Below are 15,415 nucleotides of genomic sequence, written 5' to 3' on the forward strand. Positions count from 1 at the left end.
TACCACGATTGCCGTATCGTTCATGATGTTCTCTGTGACCAACGATAACCCCAGAAGCCTGGAGTGCAGACATGGAACCCCGACGTAACGCGTTCGAACAGCCGATCGGAGCCCCGCTGCCCGACTGGAACGGCGCAAAGCCGCCCGCGCGGGCGCCGCTAGCCGGCCGCTCCTGCCGGATCGAACCGGTCAACGTCGAAGCTCACGCGGCGGACCTGTTCGACGCGTACCGCTCGGCAGCCGATGCCCGTGACTGGACCTATCTCGCAACCGGCCCGTTTGAAACGGTCGACGCCTATCGTGAGCATCTGACGCGCATCGCCGCATCGGCTGATCCGCTGCACTACGCGGTGATCGACGTGGCAAGCGGGAAAGCGGTCGGTACGCTGGCGCTGATGCGCATCGATCCCGCTAATGGCGTGATCGAAGTGGGGCATGTCACCTACTCGCCGCGTCTGAAGCGAACGCGCGTGGCGACCGAAGCCATGTTCCTGCTGATGCAATACGTGTTTGACGAGCTCGGCTACCGGCGCTTCGAATGGAAATGCGATTCGCTGAACGAGCCGTCGCGTGCTGCGGCGTTGCGCTATGGCTTCACGTTCGAGGGCATCTTCCGCCAGGCGATTGTTTATCGTCAGCGCAATCGGGACACCGCATGGTTTTCGGTTATCGACAGAGAATGGCCGGCGCTGCGTCCAAGCTATACGCGTTGGCTCGATAACGCGAACTTCGACGCCGAAGGCCGGCAGATCGAGCGGCTAGCGGATCTGATAGCGCGACAAAAAGCGTCTAACGACGCTCAGTGACACACGCTCGATGGGTTGAATAAGCCGGCTTCGCGCCGGCTTATGTCGTCGCACGAGGTACGCGCCGAAGCATGACGGTCGGCTGCCCCTTGTATGTCGTGCGAAGGTACTCGCGATAGCCGACCCTGTGCGCGACTCGCAGCGAAGCTTCATTCTCCGGCGCAACGATGCAAGCCGTCTCCGCGTCTGGCCATGTTTCGTCTGCCCAATTCAACGCGGCACGCACGGCTTCCGTCGCATAACCGTGGCCATGCAGTGCGGGGCTCAAAGCCCAGCCGATTTCCGGCGTGCCCGCCAGCGAAGGTTCGATATCGCGCTGATAATCGGCAAAACCCACTTCGCCGACGAAACGCCCGCTTTCCTTCTCGCACACGACCCAATACCCGTAACCGAGCATCGCCCAATGGCCGGCGTAGCGCAGCAAACGCGCCCACGCTTCCTCGCGCGTAGAAGGCTTGCCGCCGATATATCGGGTCACCTCGGGATCGGACCACATCGCGTGGCTGTCGGGGAAGTCGTCACGCGTATGAGCGCGTAGGATCAAGCGGGCGGTGGTGAGAATGGGCGGCTGTGTCGGCATTGAAAGAGCAGCGAAGCGGCGAGTTAGCTCGAAGGCGAGTGCGTTCGATGATCGCAGATTCCTCGCCGAAAAAAATTATTGCGCTTGCCCACGCCGCACTCAGGCCAACTCCAGAAACCGCGCCAGACACGGATTCCGGTTCGCCGGCGACCAGGCCAGCACCTGTTCGACCAAAGGCGCGTCCACCAGCGGTTTGAACACCACGCCGGCAAGCTGCGCCTTGCGCATGGAAGCAGGCACGAGTGCGACGCCCACCCCTTCATCGACGAGGCTCAGCACCGTCTGTTGCAACTGTACTTCGAAGCGAATGTCCGGTTCGAAGCCGCCCGAGCGGCAATGGTCGAGAATCGTCGCGCGTAAAGTGGGCGCCACTTCCGCGGATGCCAGCACGAACGGCTCGCCGGCGAGTTGCGCGATTTGGAGCCGCCGCGCGCGAGCCCGCGGGTGACCTCGCGATAACGCGACGCAAAGCGGCTCGCGCAAAACCGTGCGCGTGGCGAGTCCCTTGTCGGGCACGTGAGGAAACATGATGGCCGCGTCGATGTGCCCCGCCACCACCTGCGCGGCCAGATCGTTCGACACCACTTCCCGCAGATTCAGCGCGACCTCGGGGTACGCCGCGCCGAACGCCCGCGCATAGCCGGGCACAACGTTATAGGCGGCGCACATCGTGAAGCCAATGGCGAGCTTGCCCGCGTCGCCCGACGCCGCTGCCTGCGCATTGCTCACCGCCTGTTCGACCGACGCGAGAATCGCCTTTGCATCCGCGTAAAAGCGCTCGCCGGCGGCGGTCAGCGTGACGCTGCGCGGGCTGCGTTCGATCAGCATCACGCCCAGGCTCGCTTCCAGCGCCGCGAGTTGACGGCTCAACGGGGGCTGCGACAAGTTCAGGCGCGCCGCCGCCCGCCCGAAATGGCGCGTCTCGGCAAGCGTCACGAAGTAGCGCAACGGCTTGATGTCGATCACATTTCCACCTGACTCACCTGACTCACCTAACTTGAGTGGCGATGCATAAAAGGTATCGTCGGAAGCAAAAAACGGTATTTGATTGTATCAACGCAAATCACTACGCTGACGGGTCGCCTTGTTCCAAGCCGTATCGCTCGCGCGCTTCCCACCGATGTTAGCCACTCTCGAGATCCTGCTCCCCGTTTTCGGCCTCATATTCGCGGGCTTTGCCTGTCGGCGGCGCGGCGTGCTCGGGCCAAACTCGGCATCGGAGCTCAATCGCTTCGTGGTCGGGCTCGCGCTGCCCGCGCTGCTGTTCGACACCATGGCGCGCGCCACGTGGGAGCAGTTGTATCAGCCGGCGTTTGTCGTCACGTTTTCGATTGCATGCGCCGGCGTCTTTGCTGTGATTCTCGTCATGCGGCTGCTGAGCGGTCGGCATCTCGCCGATGCGAGCGTCGACGCGATCGCCGCGTCGTATCCGAACACCGGCTACATCGGCTTTCCGCTCGGCATGATTGCGTTCGGCCAGGCGAGCCTGACACCCACCACCATCGCGACGATACTCGTCGCATGCGTGCTGTTTGCAGGCGCCATCGTGTTGATCGAAGTCGGCTTGCAGACTGAACGCACACCGCACAGGCTCGGCTTGAAAGTGCTGCGCTCGCTGGCGCGCAACCCGCTGATCGTGTCGCCGATTGCCGGCGCGCTGTTTGCCGGTCTGCACGTGGCGATGCCGCCAAGCGCGGAGACGTTCCTGAAGATGCTGAGCGGCGCGGCCAGTCCTTGCGCGCTGGTCAGCCTCGGCTTGTTCCTCGCCGAAAAGCGTCCGTCCGAATCAGGTACGCGCGGCATTGCGTTGCTGCTGACGCTCGTCAAGCTGGTCGTGCAGCCCGCGTTGACATGGTGGCTCGCGGCGCGCGTCTTCCGGCTCTCGCCCGCGCTGGTCGAAATGGCGGTCGTGCTCGCGGCGCTGCCCACGGGCACCGGCCCGTTCATGCTAGCCGAGTTCTACGAACGCGAAGCGCACATCACCTCGCGCACAATTCTGTTATCGACGGTAGGCTCTGTCGTGACGTTGTCGCTCCTGCTGCTGTGGATGGGCCATCGCACCTGAACCGAAGCAGCGAAGCACTCGCAGGATGCACACTTCTCCATCGTCGAAGCGTCACACGCTAAGATTGAGGCCGCCGGGTCCACGCGAGCCCCGGATATGACAAAAGAGTTTGCCTCGGAGAATCTGATGCCTGAAGAGTATGAAGTGCATGGTCCACACGACCATGCGGTGCAGCACACCGGCCACCACGACGCGGACTCTTTCGGGAGCCGCATGGCCGTGATAACGGCGGTCCTCGCGACGATTGGCGCGTTGTGCGCGTATCAAAGCGGAAACAGCGAGAACCTCGCGCTGTACTACAAGAACGAAGCCGCGATCAAAAAGACCGAAGCGTCGAACCAATGGAACTACTACCAGGCCAAGGGCGAAAAGCAGAATCTCGCGGAGCTGGGCGCGGCGCTGTCGATCGCCAATTCCGACGCGCATGCGAAATTTCTCGCGGACGTCGACAAGTACAAGCAGCAAAAAGAGCCGATCCGCGCGAAGGCTGAAGCGATCGAAAAAGAAGTGCTCGACAACGACGCGAAGAGCGAGACGCTGCTGCATGGCCATCATCGCTGGGCGCAGGCCACTACGCTGATTCAGGTTGCCATCGCTCTGTGCGCGATCACGCTGCTTACGCGCAAAAAATGGTTGCGCAATGTGTCGTTCGTGGTCGCTGCAGCGGGCATCGCGACCGGTGCAGTGGCCTTCTTCTCGGCTTGACCGGAGCTTCGCGTGGTAGACAGTTCAGCCGTTCTCGGCGTGTTATCCGTATATGTGGCCGGCGTCGTGATTCCCGGTCCGAACTTCGTTGCGGTCGCGCATAAGGCGGCCTCCGCCACACGCACCGAAGCGCTTGCAGTGGTGGCGGGCATTGTGCTCGTCAATCTGTTCTGGGCGAGTTGCGCAATCCTCGGCGTCGGCATTGTGTTCGCGGCGTTTCCGTGGCTGGCCTTCGCCGTTAAAGTGGCCGGCGCCGCTTATCTGATGTGGTTCGGCGGACGGCTGATCGTCAAGGCTTCCGCAGGCAAGCCGCAACAGAATGCGCAGGCGCCTGGCGGCAGCGTCCGTCAGGCGTTCGCTCAAGGCTTTGCGACCAATATCGCGAATCCAAAGTCAGTCGCGTTTTTTGCCGCGGTGTTTTCGTCGGCGGCGCCGCCGCATGAGAGCGTCGGCACTTTCGTCGCGATGCTGGGCATGGTGTTCGTCGTGGCAAGCAGCTGGTATGGCTTCGTTGCGCTCACGTTGTCGCATGCGCGGATCGCGTCCGCGTACCGACGCAGCAAGGCATGGGTCGACCGCGTGTGCGGCGGCGTGATCATCGCGCTGGGCGTGCGTCAGTTGATCCGCTAGCGGGTTCTATGGCGTGTTCGGTAACGCCTCCCACTGCGCTTCGCAGAACGCCATCGTCGGCGAACGGCCGCGCGCAGTGCCGTGGCTATGCCCGGTTTATGCGCACAAAGTTGCGCAGCCTACTGCATCACCGCACGCGCGCGTTCGAGCAACAACTCGCGCTCGCGTGCGTTGCGCGTCATCGCGGCAGCACGTTCGAAGTCGGCGCGCGCTTCATCCATGCGACCGAGTTTCGCGAGCAGATCGCCGCGCACGCTCGGAAGCCAGTGATAGTTGGCGAGCGCCGCATCTGCCGCGAGCGCATCCACGATCTCCAGGCCTGCCGCCGGCCCGAACGCCATACCCACCGCGACCGCGCGATTCAATTCGACAACCGGCGACGGCGCGACCTGCGCAAGCGCGTCGTACAGCGCGACGATCTGCGCCCAGTCGGTGTCTTCTGCTCGATGCGCGCGGGCATGACACGCGGCTAGCGCGGCTTGCAGCGCGTACGGCCCGCTCGCGCCGCCAAGCGCGTGCGCGGTGTTGAGCGCGGCCAGCCCGCGACGGATCAGAAGCGGGTCCCAACGGCTTCGGTCCTGATCGAGCAACAGAATGGGGCGCCCGTGTGCATCGGTGCGCGCATGCGTGCGCGACGCCTGAATCTCCATCAGCGCGACAAGGCCGTGCACTTCACTTTCGTCAGGCACGAGACCGCTGAGCACGCGCCCGAGCCGCAGCGCTTCTTCGCAGAGCGCAGGACGCATCCAGTCGTCACCGGCCGTTGCCGAATAGCCTTCGTTGAAAATCAGGTAGATCACCTGCAACACCGACGCGAGTCTCGGCGCACGCGCTTCCGCCTGCGGCACTTCGAACGGCACCTTCGCCGCCGACAGCGTCCGCTTCGCGCGGACAATGCGCTGCGCGACGGTCGGTTCCGGCACAAGAAAGGCGCGCGCGATCTCGTCCGTCGTCAAGCCGCCGAGCAAACGCAGCGTAAGCGCGACACGCGCGTCGGTGGACAACACCGGATGGCATGCAGTGAAGACGAGCCGCAGCAGGTCGTCGCCGATATCGTCGACACGCGCGGCGTCGAGCGCATCGACGAAATCCGGTACGACATGCGCCTCGAGCGCGTCCAGGTCGTGACCCAGCTCCTCGCGCTTGCGCGCGTGCAACGCTTCCTGCCGCAAGCGGTCGAGGGCGCGATTCTTTGCGGTCGCCATCAGCCACGCTCCGGGATTGTCGGGCACGCCCGCGTCGGGCCAATGTTCGAGTGCCGACACGAGCGCGTCTTGCGCCAGCTCTTCGGCGAGCCCGACGTCGCGCACCATCCGCGCGACGTAGGCGATGACCTTGGCGGACTCGATCCGCCAGACTGCCTCGATGGCACGGTGAGTGGCCAGTTTCGTCACAGGCTCAGCCCGGCGCCTTCGCGTTGGGGTCCATGTAGATCAGCTCCCAGATATGCCCGTCGATGTCTTCGAAACCGTGGCCGTACATGAAGCCGTAGTCCTGCGGCGCGCGCGGCGCGGTGCCGCCCGCAGCGAGCGCTTTGGCGACGAGCGCATCGACCTCGCCCCGGCTTTCGCATGACAGGCCTACGAGCGCTTCGGTGCTTTCCTTCGGATCGCAAAGCGACTTGCGCGTGAAGGACTTGAACAGGTTCTTGACCAGCAGCATCGCGTAAAGATTTTCACCGAGGATCAAACACGCCGCCTGATCGTTAGTGAATTGCGGATCGAAATTGAAACCGAGTGCGCTGAAGAATGCCTTTGACCGTTCGAGTTTATCGACCGCGAGATTGACGAAGATCTGCTTGTGCATGATGGAGTCCAGTAATCGGTTGGCGTGAAGTCAGCGGCGGCCCGCTTCCAGTTCACGAAAGCGCTCGAGTTCCGCACTCGGCTCGAAGTCGTCGAGTTCGTAGAGTTGCCGCACTTCGATTTCGCCATCAGCCTGTTCGCCGAACGGCGCGGGAAAACGCCGCGCCCATTCCATCGCTTCTTCACGCGAACGCACCTGGATCAGCGTGTAGCCGGCGATCAATTCCTTTGTTTCGGCAAACGGACCGTCGATTACCGAGCGCTGACCGCCGCTGTAACGAACGCGCCATCCTTTCGAACTGGGCTGCAAGCCGGTGGCGTCCAGCAGCACGCCTGCCCTGGCGAGTTCTTCGTGGTACGCGCCCATCGCGGCCATCAGGGACGCTTCTGGCATTTCGCCGGCTTCGCTCGCGGCAGTCGCCTTCACCAGGATCATGAATCGCATCGCCGTCTCTCCTTTCGTCGTGAGGTTTGAGGTTGTGTAGTTGAGCGTGGCGCATTGGCCTGCTCTTACTCACACGACGAGCAATGCGCGAGCGATTCGACAGATACGCTGGGCGCCTGGGGAAAACCCCGAGCAAAGAGACGCAGACAACCTATGCAAAGCACGGGCCGAGCTTGCGTACCTCGACGGTGCACCAGGTGGCCGCCGGACAGGCTTGCGCAATGGCGACCGCTTCCTCGCGCGAGTCGCAATCGAGAAGGAAAAAGCCGCCGACCATTTCCTTTGCTTCTGCGAAGGGTCCGTCGAGCAGTTTCGGCTGTCCGTCGCGCACCTGCACCCGCACGGCGTCGCGAGACGAAGTGAGCGATTCGACCGCGAGCAGTTGGCCGCGCTCCTTGAGGTCGGCGGCGAAACGCACCATCTGATCGTAGACTTCACGGCCTTTCGCCTCGCCGCGCTCGATGCGTTGTTCCGGAGGCTCGACAATCAGCAGCATATAAGACATGGCGTCTCCAATAAATTGCGCTGCGGACAGGCGCCCGGCAGTCGTATGGCGGCAGAAAAACGCGCCTGGGGTGAGCGCGGGAAGCCAGTCTAACAAGCGCGGATCGTTCCGGTAAGACTGAACCGCGGACTAATCGGCGGGGAGCCGCGCGCTCTTACGGAGACTCGTAAGCTCCCCGGCTTTGCGGATTTACTTTTGCCGCGCGGCACGCTTGCGCCGATTTGAAGTATTCTCCCCACGCACCATTAGCCGTCATATAAACGGGCGATAGAAGTGCGAGAAAACATACGCATCGTTTTCAATCCAACGACACCGCGCGGGGATTTTGCAGTGGGCAAGCCGAATAACACCACGTTCGGGCAGTATCAAACGACGGTCAGCGCCGGAACCAATTCGCAAGGCGCTCGCACGTGTACGAATTGTCCGTTCCCCGCGCTGACCTCGGGCGGCTCGCGTCTGGTTGAACTCGGCGGCAATCAGAACTGGATCAGCTATTACGATGTGACGCAGTACAAGGATTAACCGTCACTGCACGAAAAAAACGCCCCGTGTGGGGCGTTTGTTTTATCTGCGGCTTTGCGGTTTTGCGGTTTTGCACTTTGCGCTTTTGCCGCTCAGAGCACCGCTTCGGCGATTGCTCTCGTCCGCGCGGACCGCATCAAACCTTCGATCATTCGCGCCTGAGCGTTTGCGATCTCGCTCAACGATGCCACGGACAATTGCTCGTCCAGAATCGCGAGCGACGTGCACAGGCGTGCGTATTCGTCGTCACTGAGTGTCCACGCGCCGGTTCTCTGTTCGCGGCTGTCCAACTGGACCATGGCGGCGTGGCCGCTCTCGATATCGTCGATAACGTCTTCGCCGAGGCCGAGGCGCGCAAGCTCCTGTGACACGAGCAAATGCCGGCTCAACGACATGTGCAGATCGCGCGAGCCGTGGCCGTGCTCGAACGCGTCGAGCGCCGCATAGCACTGCAGAAGCATCGCAGCGGTAACCGGCGCGTGCGTGCTACGGCTTTGGGTCAGCGCACGCAACAGCGGCGACATGGCCGGCGGATTGTGTTTGCGGACTCGCGATTTACTGGACATAGGTTTCACCTCCTTCGCTAACTCTCGGCTTCGTCGCACGATCGGTATGATTTCCCGGCGACGAGTGCCGCCGATGCGCCGGCGGCTGGACAGCCTCTAATGTGAGTCTGTGTAAGCATGATGGCAAGCGAATATTAAGTCCGGCTTAAAACGCGAAGGTCGCGCGCCTTCATCGCATCGACGAAAAAAAACCCTGTTCCCGCGAGAGAACAGGGCCGGACAGGATGGAAGAGTCGTGCTCGCGCGTGGATGCTCGCCGACCTGTGACCATCGAAACTGAAACGCTGTTACTACCTGTCTTGCTACTTATGCTGCTGTTGCGAAGACATCTTCTGTACTTGTACTGCTACTGCTGAGACTTTCGTTGCGACTTCAACTGTTACTGGAAAACGGTCGTTGCCAGGTCAACTACTACCAGCACTGCAAAAACGGTTGTTGCTACGTCACCTGCTACTGCGCCATTGTTCTGCTTCTACTTCGTGCTGCGTTACTGCCCTGCCGCGTGGAACACCGCGGCAAACTGCCATCAACGGTACGGTTCAAAACAACACGGGGGAAGACCGCGTCGATGGAGCTCGGTGACTTGTCGCTCCATGGAAAACAGTTTATGCGAGCGAGCGCTCAGGCAATTGGGCAAAAGGAAGGGATTTGCCGCGCCAGTTTGACGAATCGGCGTAACAATCGGGGACGCATGCAGGAGGGATGCGCAAGCCGCGTGAATGGCTCACACGCGAATGGCGGAACAAGCCGGCGAGCGGCGGCGCGATCGAGCGCCCGCTCGCACAAGACTCAGCGCGACGCGATCGCACGCAACGTCACGCGGACGATGCGTGCACAGCAATGAACCGCCATCAGCGCGCGGCAAAATCGCTGATCGTCAACAGGACTCTATCTCCCGGACGTGCCAGCATTTTTCTTTCGGCGACAGCTGTGATGCGTTTGCGGCCATCCGCAAACGTTTTCAGCATGCGGTCCTCGGCAGCGCCGCGTTGCAGCCAGAAATGCTGCTCCAGCGCTTCACGCGTCACCGCGCATTCGAGGTCTCGTCCTCGCGCCGAAAGCTGGAAAATCACCGCGCGCCCGTCTGCCGAGACGCTAGGTTCAAGCTCGATAATCTCCATGGCCCACCTCGCAAAGTTGGTTATGCCGTCCGCCGTACTGAAACGGACGACACCGAACAAAACTGAATAGACACGCAAACCGGCATCGATCTTTCGGCTGATGAATTCGCTACTGTGCTGCCGCCACGTTCATCGTAAGCGAACGCAACGGCGCGTGCATGTCCGCATCTCCCGACGACACCGCCGGCGTAGACGCGAGCCGGGGCGCGAGGCGAAGCGCCGGCGGAAACGCTCGCGCGCTCGCCGATGCAGGCATGCGCGCTCGGCCGCTCAACCACCACGAGCGTTTCACACAGAAGTCATGCAATAGCGTACTCAAGCCTTCGGACATCGAGTGTGTCCCGCCGCGCACTTCGCGCAACGCGGACGAAATCGCAAACCAGGAATGCGGCGGCCGTAGTTCGTGACACACCACACCGCGTGAATCGGCGAAACGCAGGCAGCCTGTGTCGGGATAGAAGACGAGCGTCATCGCGTCGCCATCTATCGCGCGCGTCAGAACATGTGGTTTCGTGTTCAGCATTGTTCGTTGTATGCCAAGTGGCGCCGTTTCCCGGCGTTTCGGCGTGTCGCGCGCAAAGTCTCGAACCTGCGCGCGTAGCAATCCGCGGGTAGGGCAAAAGCAAGGCACATGCCAATCAAACCGAAACGCGTTGCGCTCACGCTCCGGCGACACGCAGAGCGCGCGTGCACAGCGTGTCGCGCAAGCGGCAAACATCGGCGGCGCCTGATGCATCGCGGCTAAAGTCACGGCGCCGCTTCCGGCTTTCGTGAGCCGCGCGAGCGGCGGCCAACCCACATTCTCTGCGCAGGCGCGCGCACTGGAACAAGCTAGCATGGTAAAAAAGCACTGGCAGCGTGACAATTCGCGCCAATTCTTACTAACGGGACCCGCACCCGGCACCGCTCCCACATGTCCGACGACGAAGCTGCGATGACCCTGCGCCCCGCCGTCGCGCGGGACGAGCCCTTTCTCTTCGAATTGCGCAAGACGACGATGACCGAACACCTCGCGCGTGTCGGCGAACCTGCGGACGACGCCGAACACCTCGCGCGTTTGCTGCATCGTTACGACGCCGCGCGTGTCATTTGTGTCGACGGCATGCCTGCCGGTTTGCTCAAAGCGCATCGCACTGATACTGAATGGCTAGTCGTTCAATTGCAGATCGCGCCCGCGCTGCAAAGGCGCGGCATCGGCGAACGAGCGCTCAGCACAGTGCTGCGCGCCGCCGACGCCGACGCATTGCCCGTCGCGCTAAAGGTGCTCAAAGGTAACCTGGCACAGCGCCTATACGAGCGGCTCGGTTTCGAAATCGTGGGCGAGGATGAAAGACAGTTTCACATGAGGCGCGCGCCGCGCGCGTCGGCGGAAACTGAAGCAGAATAAATGGCGGATAACGACTGACACACCAAAGGCTCAGCATGACTCTTCGTGACACTTCCGCGATTCAAAGCTGGCACGCGCATGTCTATTTCGATTCCGCGACGCGCGACAGCGCCTGGGCGTTTCGTGAGCAGATCGAAGCGCGTTGGCATGGCAAGCTGCAGATGGGCCGTTTTCACGAGCGCCCGGTCGGGCCCCACCCTATGTGGTCGTATCAAATGGCTTTCGCTCATGAGCAGTTCGGCGAACTCATCGGCTGGCTCACGCTCAATCACGGCGCGCTCGACATTTTCGTGCACCCGAATACCGGGGACGCGCTGCGCGATCACCGTGACGCCGCCGTGTGGATCGGCCGCTCGCACGAGCTCGTGCTCGGCGCGTTGATATGACGAATGCGCGGCTGCCCGCGGCTCACATGTTCGTGTACGAGCTGCACCAGCCGCGCGCGGCGACCTGCTTGTCGCCGAACAGAGTGCAGCCGCCGTACGCATCGGTAGCCTTGCCCTGAAACAGCGAACATGTCGCGCAGTTTTGCCCCGCCGCGTACTGCGGATACTTCGCCTTGTCGACCTTCGACACATCGTCTTTATAGCCGAGCGCCTGCGCCTGCGGGTCTGCCTCGCTAAGTGTGTTCGCGCCGGCGGCAAACGCCGGGCGCGAAAGCATGAGCGATGAGCCCGCGCTCACGCCCAGCAATAAAAAATGGCGGCGCGATGTTTTCATTATTCGACTCCTATGCACGCAGTGGGACGCGCCTGAACCACAGGCCGTTTTATCGTCAGGCGTTCAATCGAGGAACCGCGTGAATCGTTCAACCGGTTCTCGTTCGGAGCGCAGTGCGTTGACCGGCGCGCTTTCGTCTGCGAAACCGAGCGACATGCCGCACACCAGTTGCTCCTCGGGCGGCAGATCGAGTTGAGCCGCGATCACCTGATGAAACGGCGTGAACGCGGCCTGCGGGCAGGTGTCGAGGCCACGCCCGCGCGCCGCCGTCATGATGGCTTGCATGAACATGCCGTAATCGAGCCAGCTGCCCCGCTCCATCACGCGGTTGATGGTGAAGAACAGACCCACAGGCGCGCCAAAAAAGCGATAGTTCTGCGCGTGCTGTTCATGCATGCGCACCTTGTCGTCCTTTCCAATGCCGAGCAGTCCGTACAGATCCCAGCCGATCTTGCGGCGGCGGTCGATGTAAGGCGACACCCATTCGCGCGGATAGTACGGATATTCCTCGCGATAGAGCGTGTCGCGCTCCGGATGATCGTAAGCCGTCAGCAAGGCCTGCGACAGACGCGCGAGCGACTCGCCCGTCACCACATAGACTTTCCACGGCTGCGTGTTGGTGCCGGAGGGCGCGCGGCTCGCCACTTCGAGAATCGCCTCGATGTCCGCGCGCGGCACGGGCGTCGGCAGAAATGCGCGGACCGAGCGGCGCGTGACGAGCGCGGCATCCACCAAGCTTTGCGCTTGGCTTGCGGTCTGGTTCGTGGCGTGGTTCGTAACTGCGGCGGCTGGGCGTGTCATCGTCGGAATTCCGGTTGAAGCGGTAAGCAAATGCGCTGCAACGATTCTAGCGCGAGCGGCCATTTTCAAGCGGGCAAGCGCGCAGCTTACGTTTGCAATGCATGCGTGCGCGCCTGCAAACGCAACTATCGTTTTGCGTTTATCCTCTTTGCACGCTTCTTGCCGCATCCCCTATCGCAACCCGTTCCGTTCAATTTCGGAGTCGTGCATGCAATACCGTAAATTCGGCCGCACTGGCCTGACTGTTTCCCGTTTGTGTCTCGGCACAATGACCTTCGGCCTGCAAACCGAAGAAGACGCTTCGCGCCGCATTCTCGATACTGCCGCCGACGCCGGCGTGAATTTCATCGATACGGCCAACGTTTATCCGCTCGGCGGCGGCGAGGGCAATGCGGGACGCACGGAGGAAATCGTCGGGCGCTGGCTGAAGGGCAAGCGCGACCGCTTCATTCTGGCCACGAAGGCAGTCGGCAAGATGGGCCCTTCGGCATGGGACCAGGGCGCGTCGCGCAAGCATCTGCTCGATGCAATCGACGCCTCGCTGCAGCGTCTCGGCACCGATTACGTGGACCTCTATCAACTCCATTCCGACGACGCGAACACTCCGCTCGACGAAACACTCGAAGCGCTGGACGTGATCGTGCGCTCGGGCAAAGCGCGCTACATCGGCGTGTCGAACTTTCTTGCGTATCGGCTCGCGCGTGCGCTTGGTCGCGCCGACGTGCTGAGGGTGGCGCGCTTCGTCTCGGTGCAGCCGCGTTATAACCTGCTGTTCCGCCAGATCGAACGCGAACTGCTGCCGTTGGCCACGGAGGAGCAACTTGCAGTGATGCCGTACAACCCGCTCGCGGGCGGCTTGCTGACCGGCAAGCACAAGCTCGATGCAACGCCCACAACGGGCCGCTTCACTGAAAGCGTCGGCAAGGCGGGCGCCATGTATCAGGAGCGGTACTGGCACCAACGCGAGTTCGAGACGATCGAGCGGCTGAAAGCGATTGTCGAGCCGACCGGCGAGTCGCTGACGCGCATGTCGCTTGCATGGGTGCTGGCGAACCCACTCATCACGTCGGCGATTATCGGCGCGAGCCGCGCCGAGCAATTGAACGATACGTTGGCAGCGTCCGAACTCGTGCTGGACACCGACATCAAGAAGCAACTCGACGAGGCCAGCGTCGAATATCGGTGGGGCGACGCGGCGCGCTAAACGTGGCGGGTGATCGCCGGCAGCAAGTCAGCTGCGATCATCGCCCGTATCGAAGCACTGTGCTGGCTGCCGCAATCACGTGATCTTTCATTGCGACGAACAGCGCGTCTCTGGTCAAGCCGGCCGGCAACGCGTCCGGCGCGAGATCGAGCGCATAGACCTGCACGACGTAGTGATGCGGCACATCACCGACCGGCGGGCATGGTCCGTAATAGCCCTGACCACCGGTGCGATTCGTTCCCGCGACGCTGCCTGGCGGCGGTGCGGCTCCCGCGCCGAGCGAGGTAACGGAAGGCGCAATGCCGTATAGAACCCAATGCACGATGCCTAAACCCTTCGCGCCGTCAGGATCGAAGATCGTCACCGCATAGCTGTTAGTGCCTGTGGGCGGATTGCGCCATTGCAACGCCGGCGACACGTTGCCGCCGCCGCAGTTATTGGCGCTAGCCGCGTGAGTCGATTCGAGTGTTCCGCCGTCGGCCAGGCCCGGCGACGTCAACGTGAACGCCTCAGCCGCATATGCAGCAGTCACGGTGAAGGCGAGCATCATGCCCACGCTGGCAGACATCAGGCGCCGCGCAGCGCCAACGTAACTCTTTCGAATCATTGCTGCTTGCTCCGGGCTATTTGCGATTGGCGCGAGTTGAAATTATTCGAATTCGCCAGTGCGCGCATTCGCTTCGGGAAGCTGCCGCGTTTCGCGCACCGACCGCGGATGCCATAACCGCGCGCCGCCTTCAATGCCCGCATCGTTCGAAACCGTCGCCACGTTCGCCGGCAATTCGAATTTCAGGCGTGCCGCGTTACCGCCGCCGATCCACAACTTATCGTAATTCACGAGCGAATCGAGAATTCGAATCACTTTTTCAACGCGCCGGTTCCAGCGCTTATTCCCGGCTTTTTCGCGCGCGGCGTCGCCGATGTACTCGTCGTAAGCAACGCCTTTGTTGCTCACCGGATGGTGCGCAAGTTCCAGATGAGGCATCAACTCGCCGTCGCGAAAGAGCGCCGTTCCCGCGCCGGTGCCGAGCGTCAGGACGAATTCAATCCCTTTGCCTTCTATCGCGGCGAAGCCCTGCATCTCGGCGTCGTTGATCATGCGCACCGGCAAACCGCCGAGCTTTTGCGCGAGCAGATCGGCAAGCGGAAAGTCGTGCCAACCTTCCACGCCGAAATGCGGCGCCGTCAGAATGCGGTTGTTGCGCACTACGCCTGGAAAGCCTATCGACATCAGCGCGGGCGGCGCTTTTCCGATCAGCGGCTCCACGAGTTTCGCCAACGCATCTACGAGTTGATCCGGCGTGCACGGATGCGGTGTCGCCACACGCACGCGCTCGGTTTGCATCTTGCCGTCCGCGTCGATGATTGCCGCTTTCAAGCCGGTGCCGCCCACGTCGATTGCGAGAATCCGCTCGTCGCTCGTTGCTGCTTGTGCGGCTTTTGCCGCATTCGCCGCATTCGCCGCGTTCGCCGCCTTAGCAGCCTTAGCCGCGTTCGCCGCCTTTGCTTTGGATGTCGCCACGGTTACCCCATATGTGTGGTTGTGCTTCATG

21 protein-coding genes are annotated in these 15,415 nt (G+C 62.2%); 8 read left to right on the forward strand and 13 right to left on the reverse strand.

Translation table 11 applies throughout. The annotated features are described in order from the left end of the window. Window positions 1-71 precede the first annotated feature (71 nt). On the forward strand, window positions 72-806 hold the full coding sequence (locus tag JMY24_RS20210; protein WP_201702740.1) for a GNAT family N-acetyltransferase: 735 nt from the start codon (window positions 72-74) through the stop codon (window positions 804-806). A 40-nt stretch (window positions 807-846) separates the two neighbouring features. Here the strand turns inward: JMY24_RS20210 and JMY24_RS20215 are convergent, their stop codons facing one another. Together JMY24_RS20215 and JMY24_RS20220 are read right to left on the reverse strand one after the other, a co-directional pair. Beyond that, complete coding sequence (locus JMY24_RS20215; RefSeq protein WP_128598126.1) at window positions 847-1,386, reverse strand: GNAT family N-acetyltransferase; 540 nt, start codon at window positions 1,384-1,386, stop codon at window positions 847-849. A 99-nt stretch (window positions 1,387-1,485) separates the two neighbouring features. Further along, the gene (locus JMY24_RS20220; protein ID WP_128598125.1) at window positions 1,486-2,352 is read right to left on the reverse strand and encodes a LysR family transcriptional regulator; all 867 of its coding nucleotides are present in this window, start codon (window positions 2,350-2,352) and stop codon (window positions 1,486-1,488) included. Window positions 2,353-2,506: 154 nt separating this feature from the next. Here JMY24_RS20220 and JMY24_RS20225 point away from each other — a divergent pair, with 154 nt between their 5' ends. The 3 genes from JMY24_RS20225 to JMY24_RS20235 all read left to right on the forward strand — a co-directional run bounded on the left by JMY24_RS20225 (window position 2,507) and on the right by JMY24_RS20235 (window position 4,786). Continuing rightward, complete coding sequence (locus JMY24_RS20225) at window positions 2,507-3,451, forward strand: AEC family transporter (RefSeq protein ID WP_128598124.1); 945 nt, start codon at window positions 2,507-2,509, stop codon at window positions 3,449-3,451. Between the two features lie 126 nt (window positions 3,452-3,577). Beyond that, window positions 3,578-4,156: a DUF4337 domain-containing protein gene (locus JMY24_RS20230; RefSeq protein WP_201702788.1), complete on the forward strand. Its 579-nt coding sequence runs from the start codon at window positions 3,578-3,580 to the stop codon at window positions 4,154-4,156. Window positions 4,157-4,168: 12 nt separating this feature from the next. Next, window positions 4,169-4,786, forward strand: a complete 618-nt coding sequence (locus JMY24_RS20235; protein WP_201702741.1) for a LysE family translocator — start codon at window positions 4,169-4,171, stop codon at window positions 4,784-4,786. Between the two features lie 119 nt (window positions 4,787-4,905). On the opposite strand, the gene JMY24_RS20240 is transcribed toward JMY24_RS20235, so the two are convergent. The 4 genes from JMY24_RS20240 to JMY24_RS20255 form a co-directional block, all read right to left on the reverse strand. After that, on the reverse strand, window positions 4,906-6,180 hold the full coding sequence (locus JMY24_RS20240) for an RNA polymerase sigma factor (protein ID WP_201702743.1): 1,275 nt from the start codon (window positions 6,178-6,180) through the stop codon (window positions 4,906-4,908). A 4-nt stretch (window positions 6,181-6,184) separates the two neighbouring features. Further along, on the reverse strand, window positions 6,185-6,592 hold the full coding sequence (locus JMY24_RS20245) for a VOC family protein (RefSeq protein ID WP_128598122.1): 408 nt from the start codon (window positions 6,590-6,592) through the stop codon (window positions 6,185-6,187). Between the two features lie 30 nt (window positions 6,593-6,622). Beyond that, the gene (locus JMY24_RS20250; RefSeq protein ID WP_128585270.1) at window positions 6,623-7,036 is read right to left on the reverse strand and encodes a YciI family protein; all 414 of its coding nucleotides are present in this window, start codon (window positions 7,034-7,036) and stop codon (window positions 6,623-6,625) included. A gap of 151 nt (window positions 7,037-7,187) precedes the next feature. Then, complete coding sequence (locus tag JMY24_RS20255; RefSeq protein ID WP_128598121.1) at window positions 7,188-7,541, reverse strand: YciI family protein; 354 nt, start codon at window positions 7,539-7,541, stop codon at window positions 7,188-7,190. 330 nt (window positions 7,542-7,871) lie between these two features. On the opposite strand from JMY24_RS20255, the gene JMY24_RS20260 reads away from it, so the two are divergent. Beyond that, a complete protein-coding gene (locus JMY24_RS20260) occupies window positions 7,872-8,063 on the forward strand; it encodes a hypothetical protein (RefSeq protein WP_236597461.1) in 192 nt (63 codons plus the stop codon). A 92-nt stretch (window positions 8,064-8,155) separates the two neighbouring features. On the opposite strand, the gene JMY24_RS20265 is transcribed toward JMY24_RS20260, so the two are convergent. The 3 genes from JMY24_RS20265 to JMY24_RS20275 all read right to left on the reverse strand — a co-directional run bounded on the left by JMY24_RS20265 (window position 8,156) and on the right by JMY24_RS20275 (window position 10,273). Next, window positions 8,156-8,629 carry a hypothetical protein gene (locus JMY24_RS20265; RefSeq protein WP_128585272.1) on the reverse strand — a complete coding sequence of 158 codons (474 nt, stop codon included), beginning with the start codon at window positions 8,627-8,629 and terminating at the stop codon, window positions 8,156-8,158. Window positions 8,630-9,480: 851 nt separating this feature from the next. Beyond that, window positions 9,481-9,750 (reverse strand): DUF1488 family protein, encoded by a 270-nt coding sequence (locus JMY24_RS20270; RefSeq protein WP_027778246.1) that lies wholly within the window; start codon window positions 9,748-9,750, stop codon window positions 9,481-9,483. Window positions 9,751-9,859: 109 nt separating this feature from the next. Then, complete coding sequence (locus tag JMY24_RS20275) at window positions 9,860-10,273, reverse strand: hypothetical protein (protein ID WP_128598120.1); 414 nt, start codon at window positions 10,271-10,273, stop codon at window positions 9,860-9,862. 390 nt (window positions 10,274-10,663) lie between these two features. Here JMY24_RS20275 and JMY24_RS20280 point away from each other — a divergent pair, with 390 nt between their 5' ends. Further along, entirely contained in the window at window positions 10,664-11,137 is a 474-nt protein-coding gene (locus JMY24_RS20280) for a GNAT family N-acetyltransferase (protein ID WP_128585274.1), read from the forward strand. A gap of 35 nt (window positions 11,138-11,172) precedes the next feature. After that, window positions 11,173-11,523 carry a DOPA 4,5-dioxygenase family protein gene (locus JMY24_RS20285; RefSeq protein WP_128598119.1) on the forward strand — a complete coding sequence of 117 codons (351 nt, stop codon included), beginning with the start codon at window positions 11,173-11,175 and terminating at the stop codon, window positions 11,521-11,523. 22 nt (window positions 11,524-11,545) lie between these two features. Here the strand turns inward: JMY24_RS20285 and JMY24_RS20290 are convergent, their stop codons facing one another. Both JMY24_RS20290 and JMY24_RS20295 read right to left on the reverse strand, forming a co-directional pair. Continuing rightward, a complete protein-coding gene (locus tag JMY24_RS20290) occupies window positions 11,546-11,857 on the reverse strand; it encodes a high-potential iron-sulfur protein (protein ID WP_128585276.1) in 312 nt (103 codons plus the stop codon). Between the two features lie 63 nt (window positions 11,858-11,920). After that, the gene (locus JMY24_RS20295) at window positions 11,921-12,658 is read right to left on the reverse strand and encodes a nitroreductase (RefSeq protein ID WP_128585277.1); all 738 of its coding nucleotides are present in this window, start codon (window positions 12,656-12,658) and stop codon (window positions 11,921-11,923) included. Between the two features lie 208 nt (window positions 12,659-12,866). Here JMY24_RS20295 and JMY24_RS20300 point away from each other — a divergent pair, with 208 nt between their 5' ends. After that, the gene (locus JMY24_RS20300; protein ID WP_128598118.1) at window positions 12,867-13,862 is read left to right on the forward strand and encodes an aldo/keto reductase; all 996 of its coding nucleotides are present in this window, start codon (window positions 12,867-12,869) and stop codon (window positions 13,860-13,862) included. A 37-nt stretch (window positions 13,863-13,899) separates the two neighbouring features. On the opposite strand, the gene JMY24_RS20305 is transcribed toward JMY24_RS20300, so the two are convergent. Further along, window positions 13,900-14,469, reverse strand: coding sequence for a YbhB/YbcL family Raf kinase inhibitor-like protein (locus JMY24_RS20305; protein ID WP_128598117.1), 570 nt, complete (start codon window positions 14,467-14,469; stop codon window positions 13,900-13,902). 42 nt (window positions 14,470-14,511) lie between these two features. Next, the gene (locus JMY24_RS20310; protein WP_236597462.1) at window positions 14,512-15,414 is read right to left on the reverse strand and encodes an ROK family protein; all 903 of its coding nucleotides are present in this window, start codon (window positions 15,412-15,414) and stop codon (window positions 14,512-14,514) included. Between the last annotated feature and the right edge of the window lies 1 nt (window position 15,415).

This window comes from Paraburkholderia kirstenboschensis, from assembly GCF_904848585.1.
Taxonomy (GTDB): Bacteria; Pseudomonadota; Gammaproteobacteria; order Burkholderiales; family Burkholderiaceae; genus Paraburkholderia; species Paraburkholderia kirstenboschensis.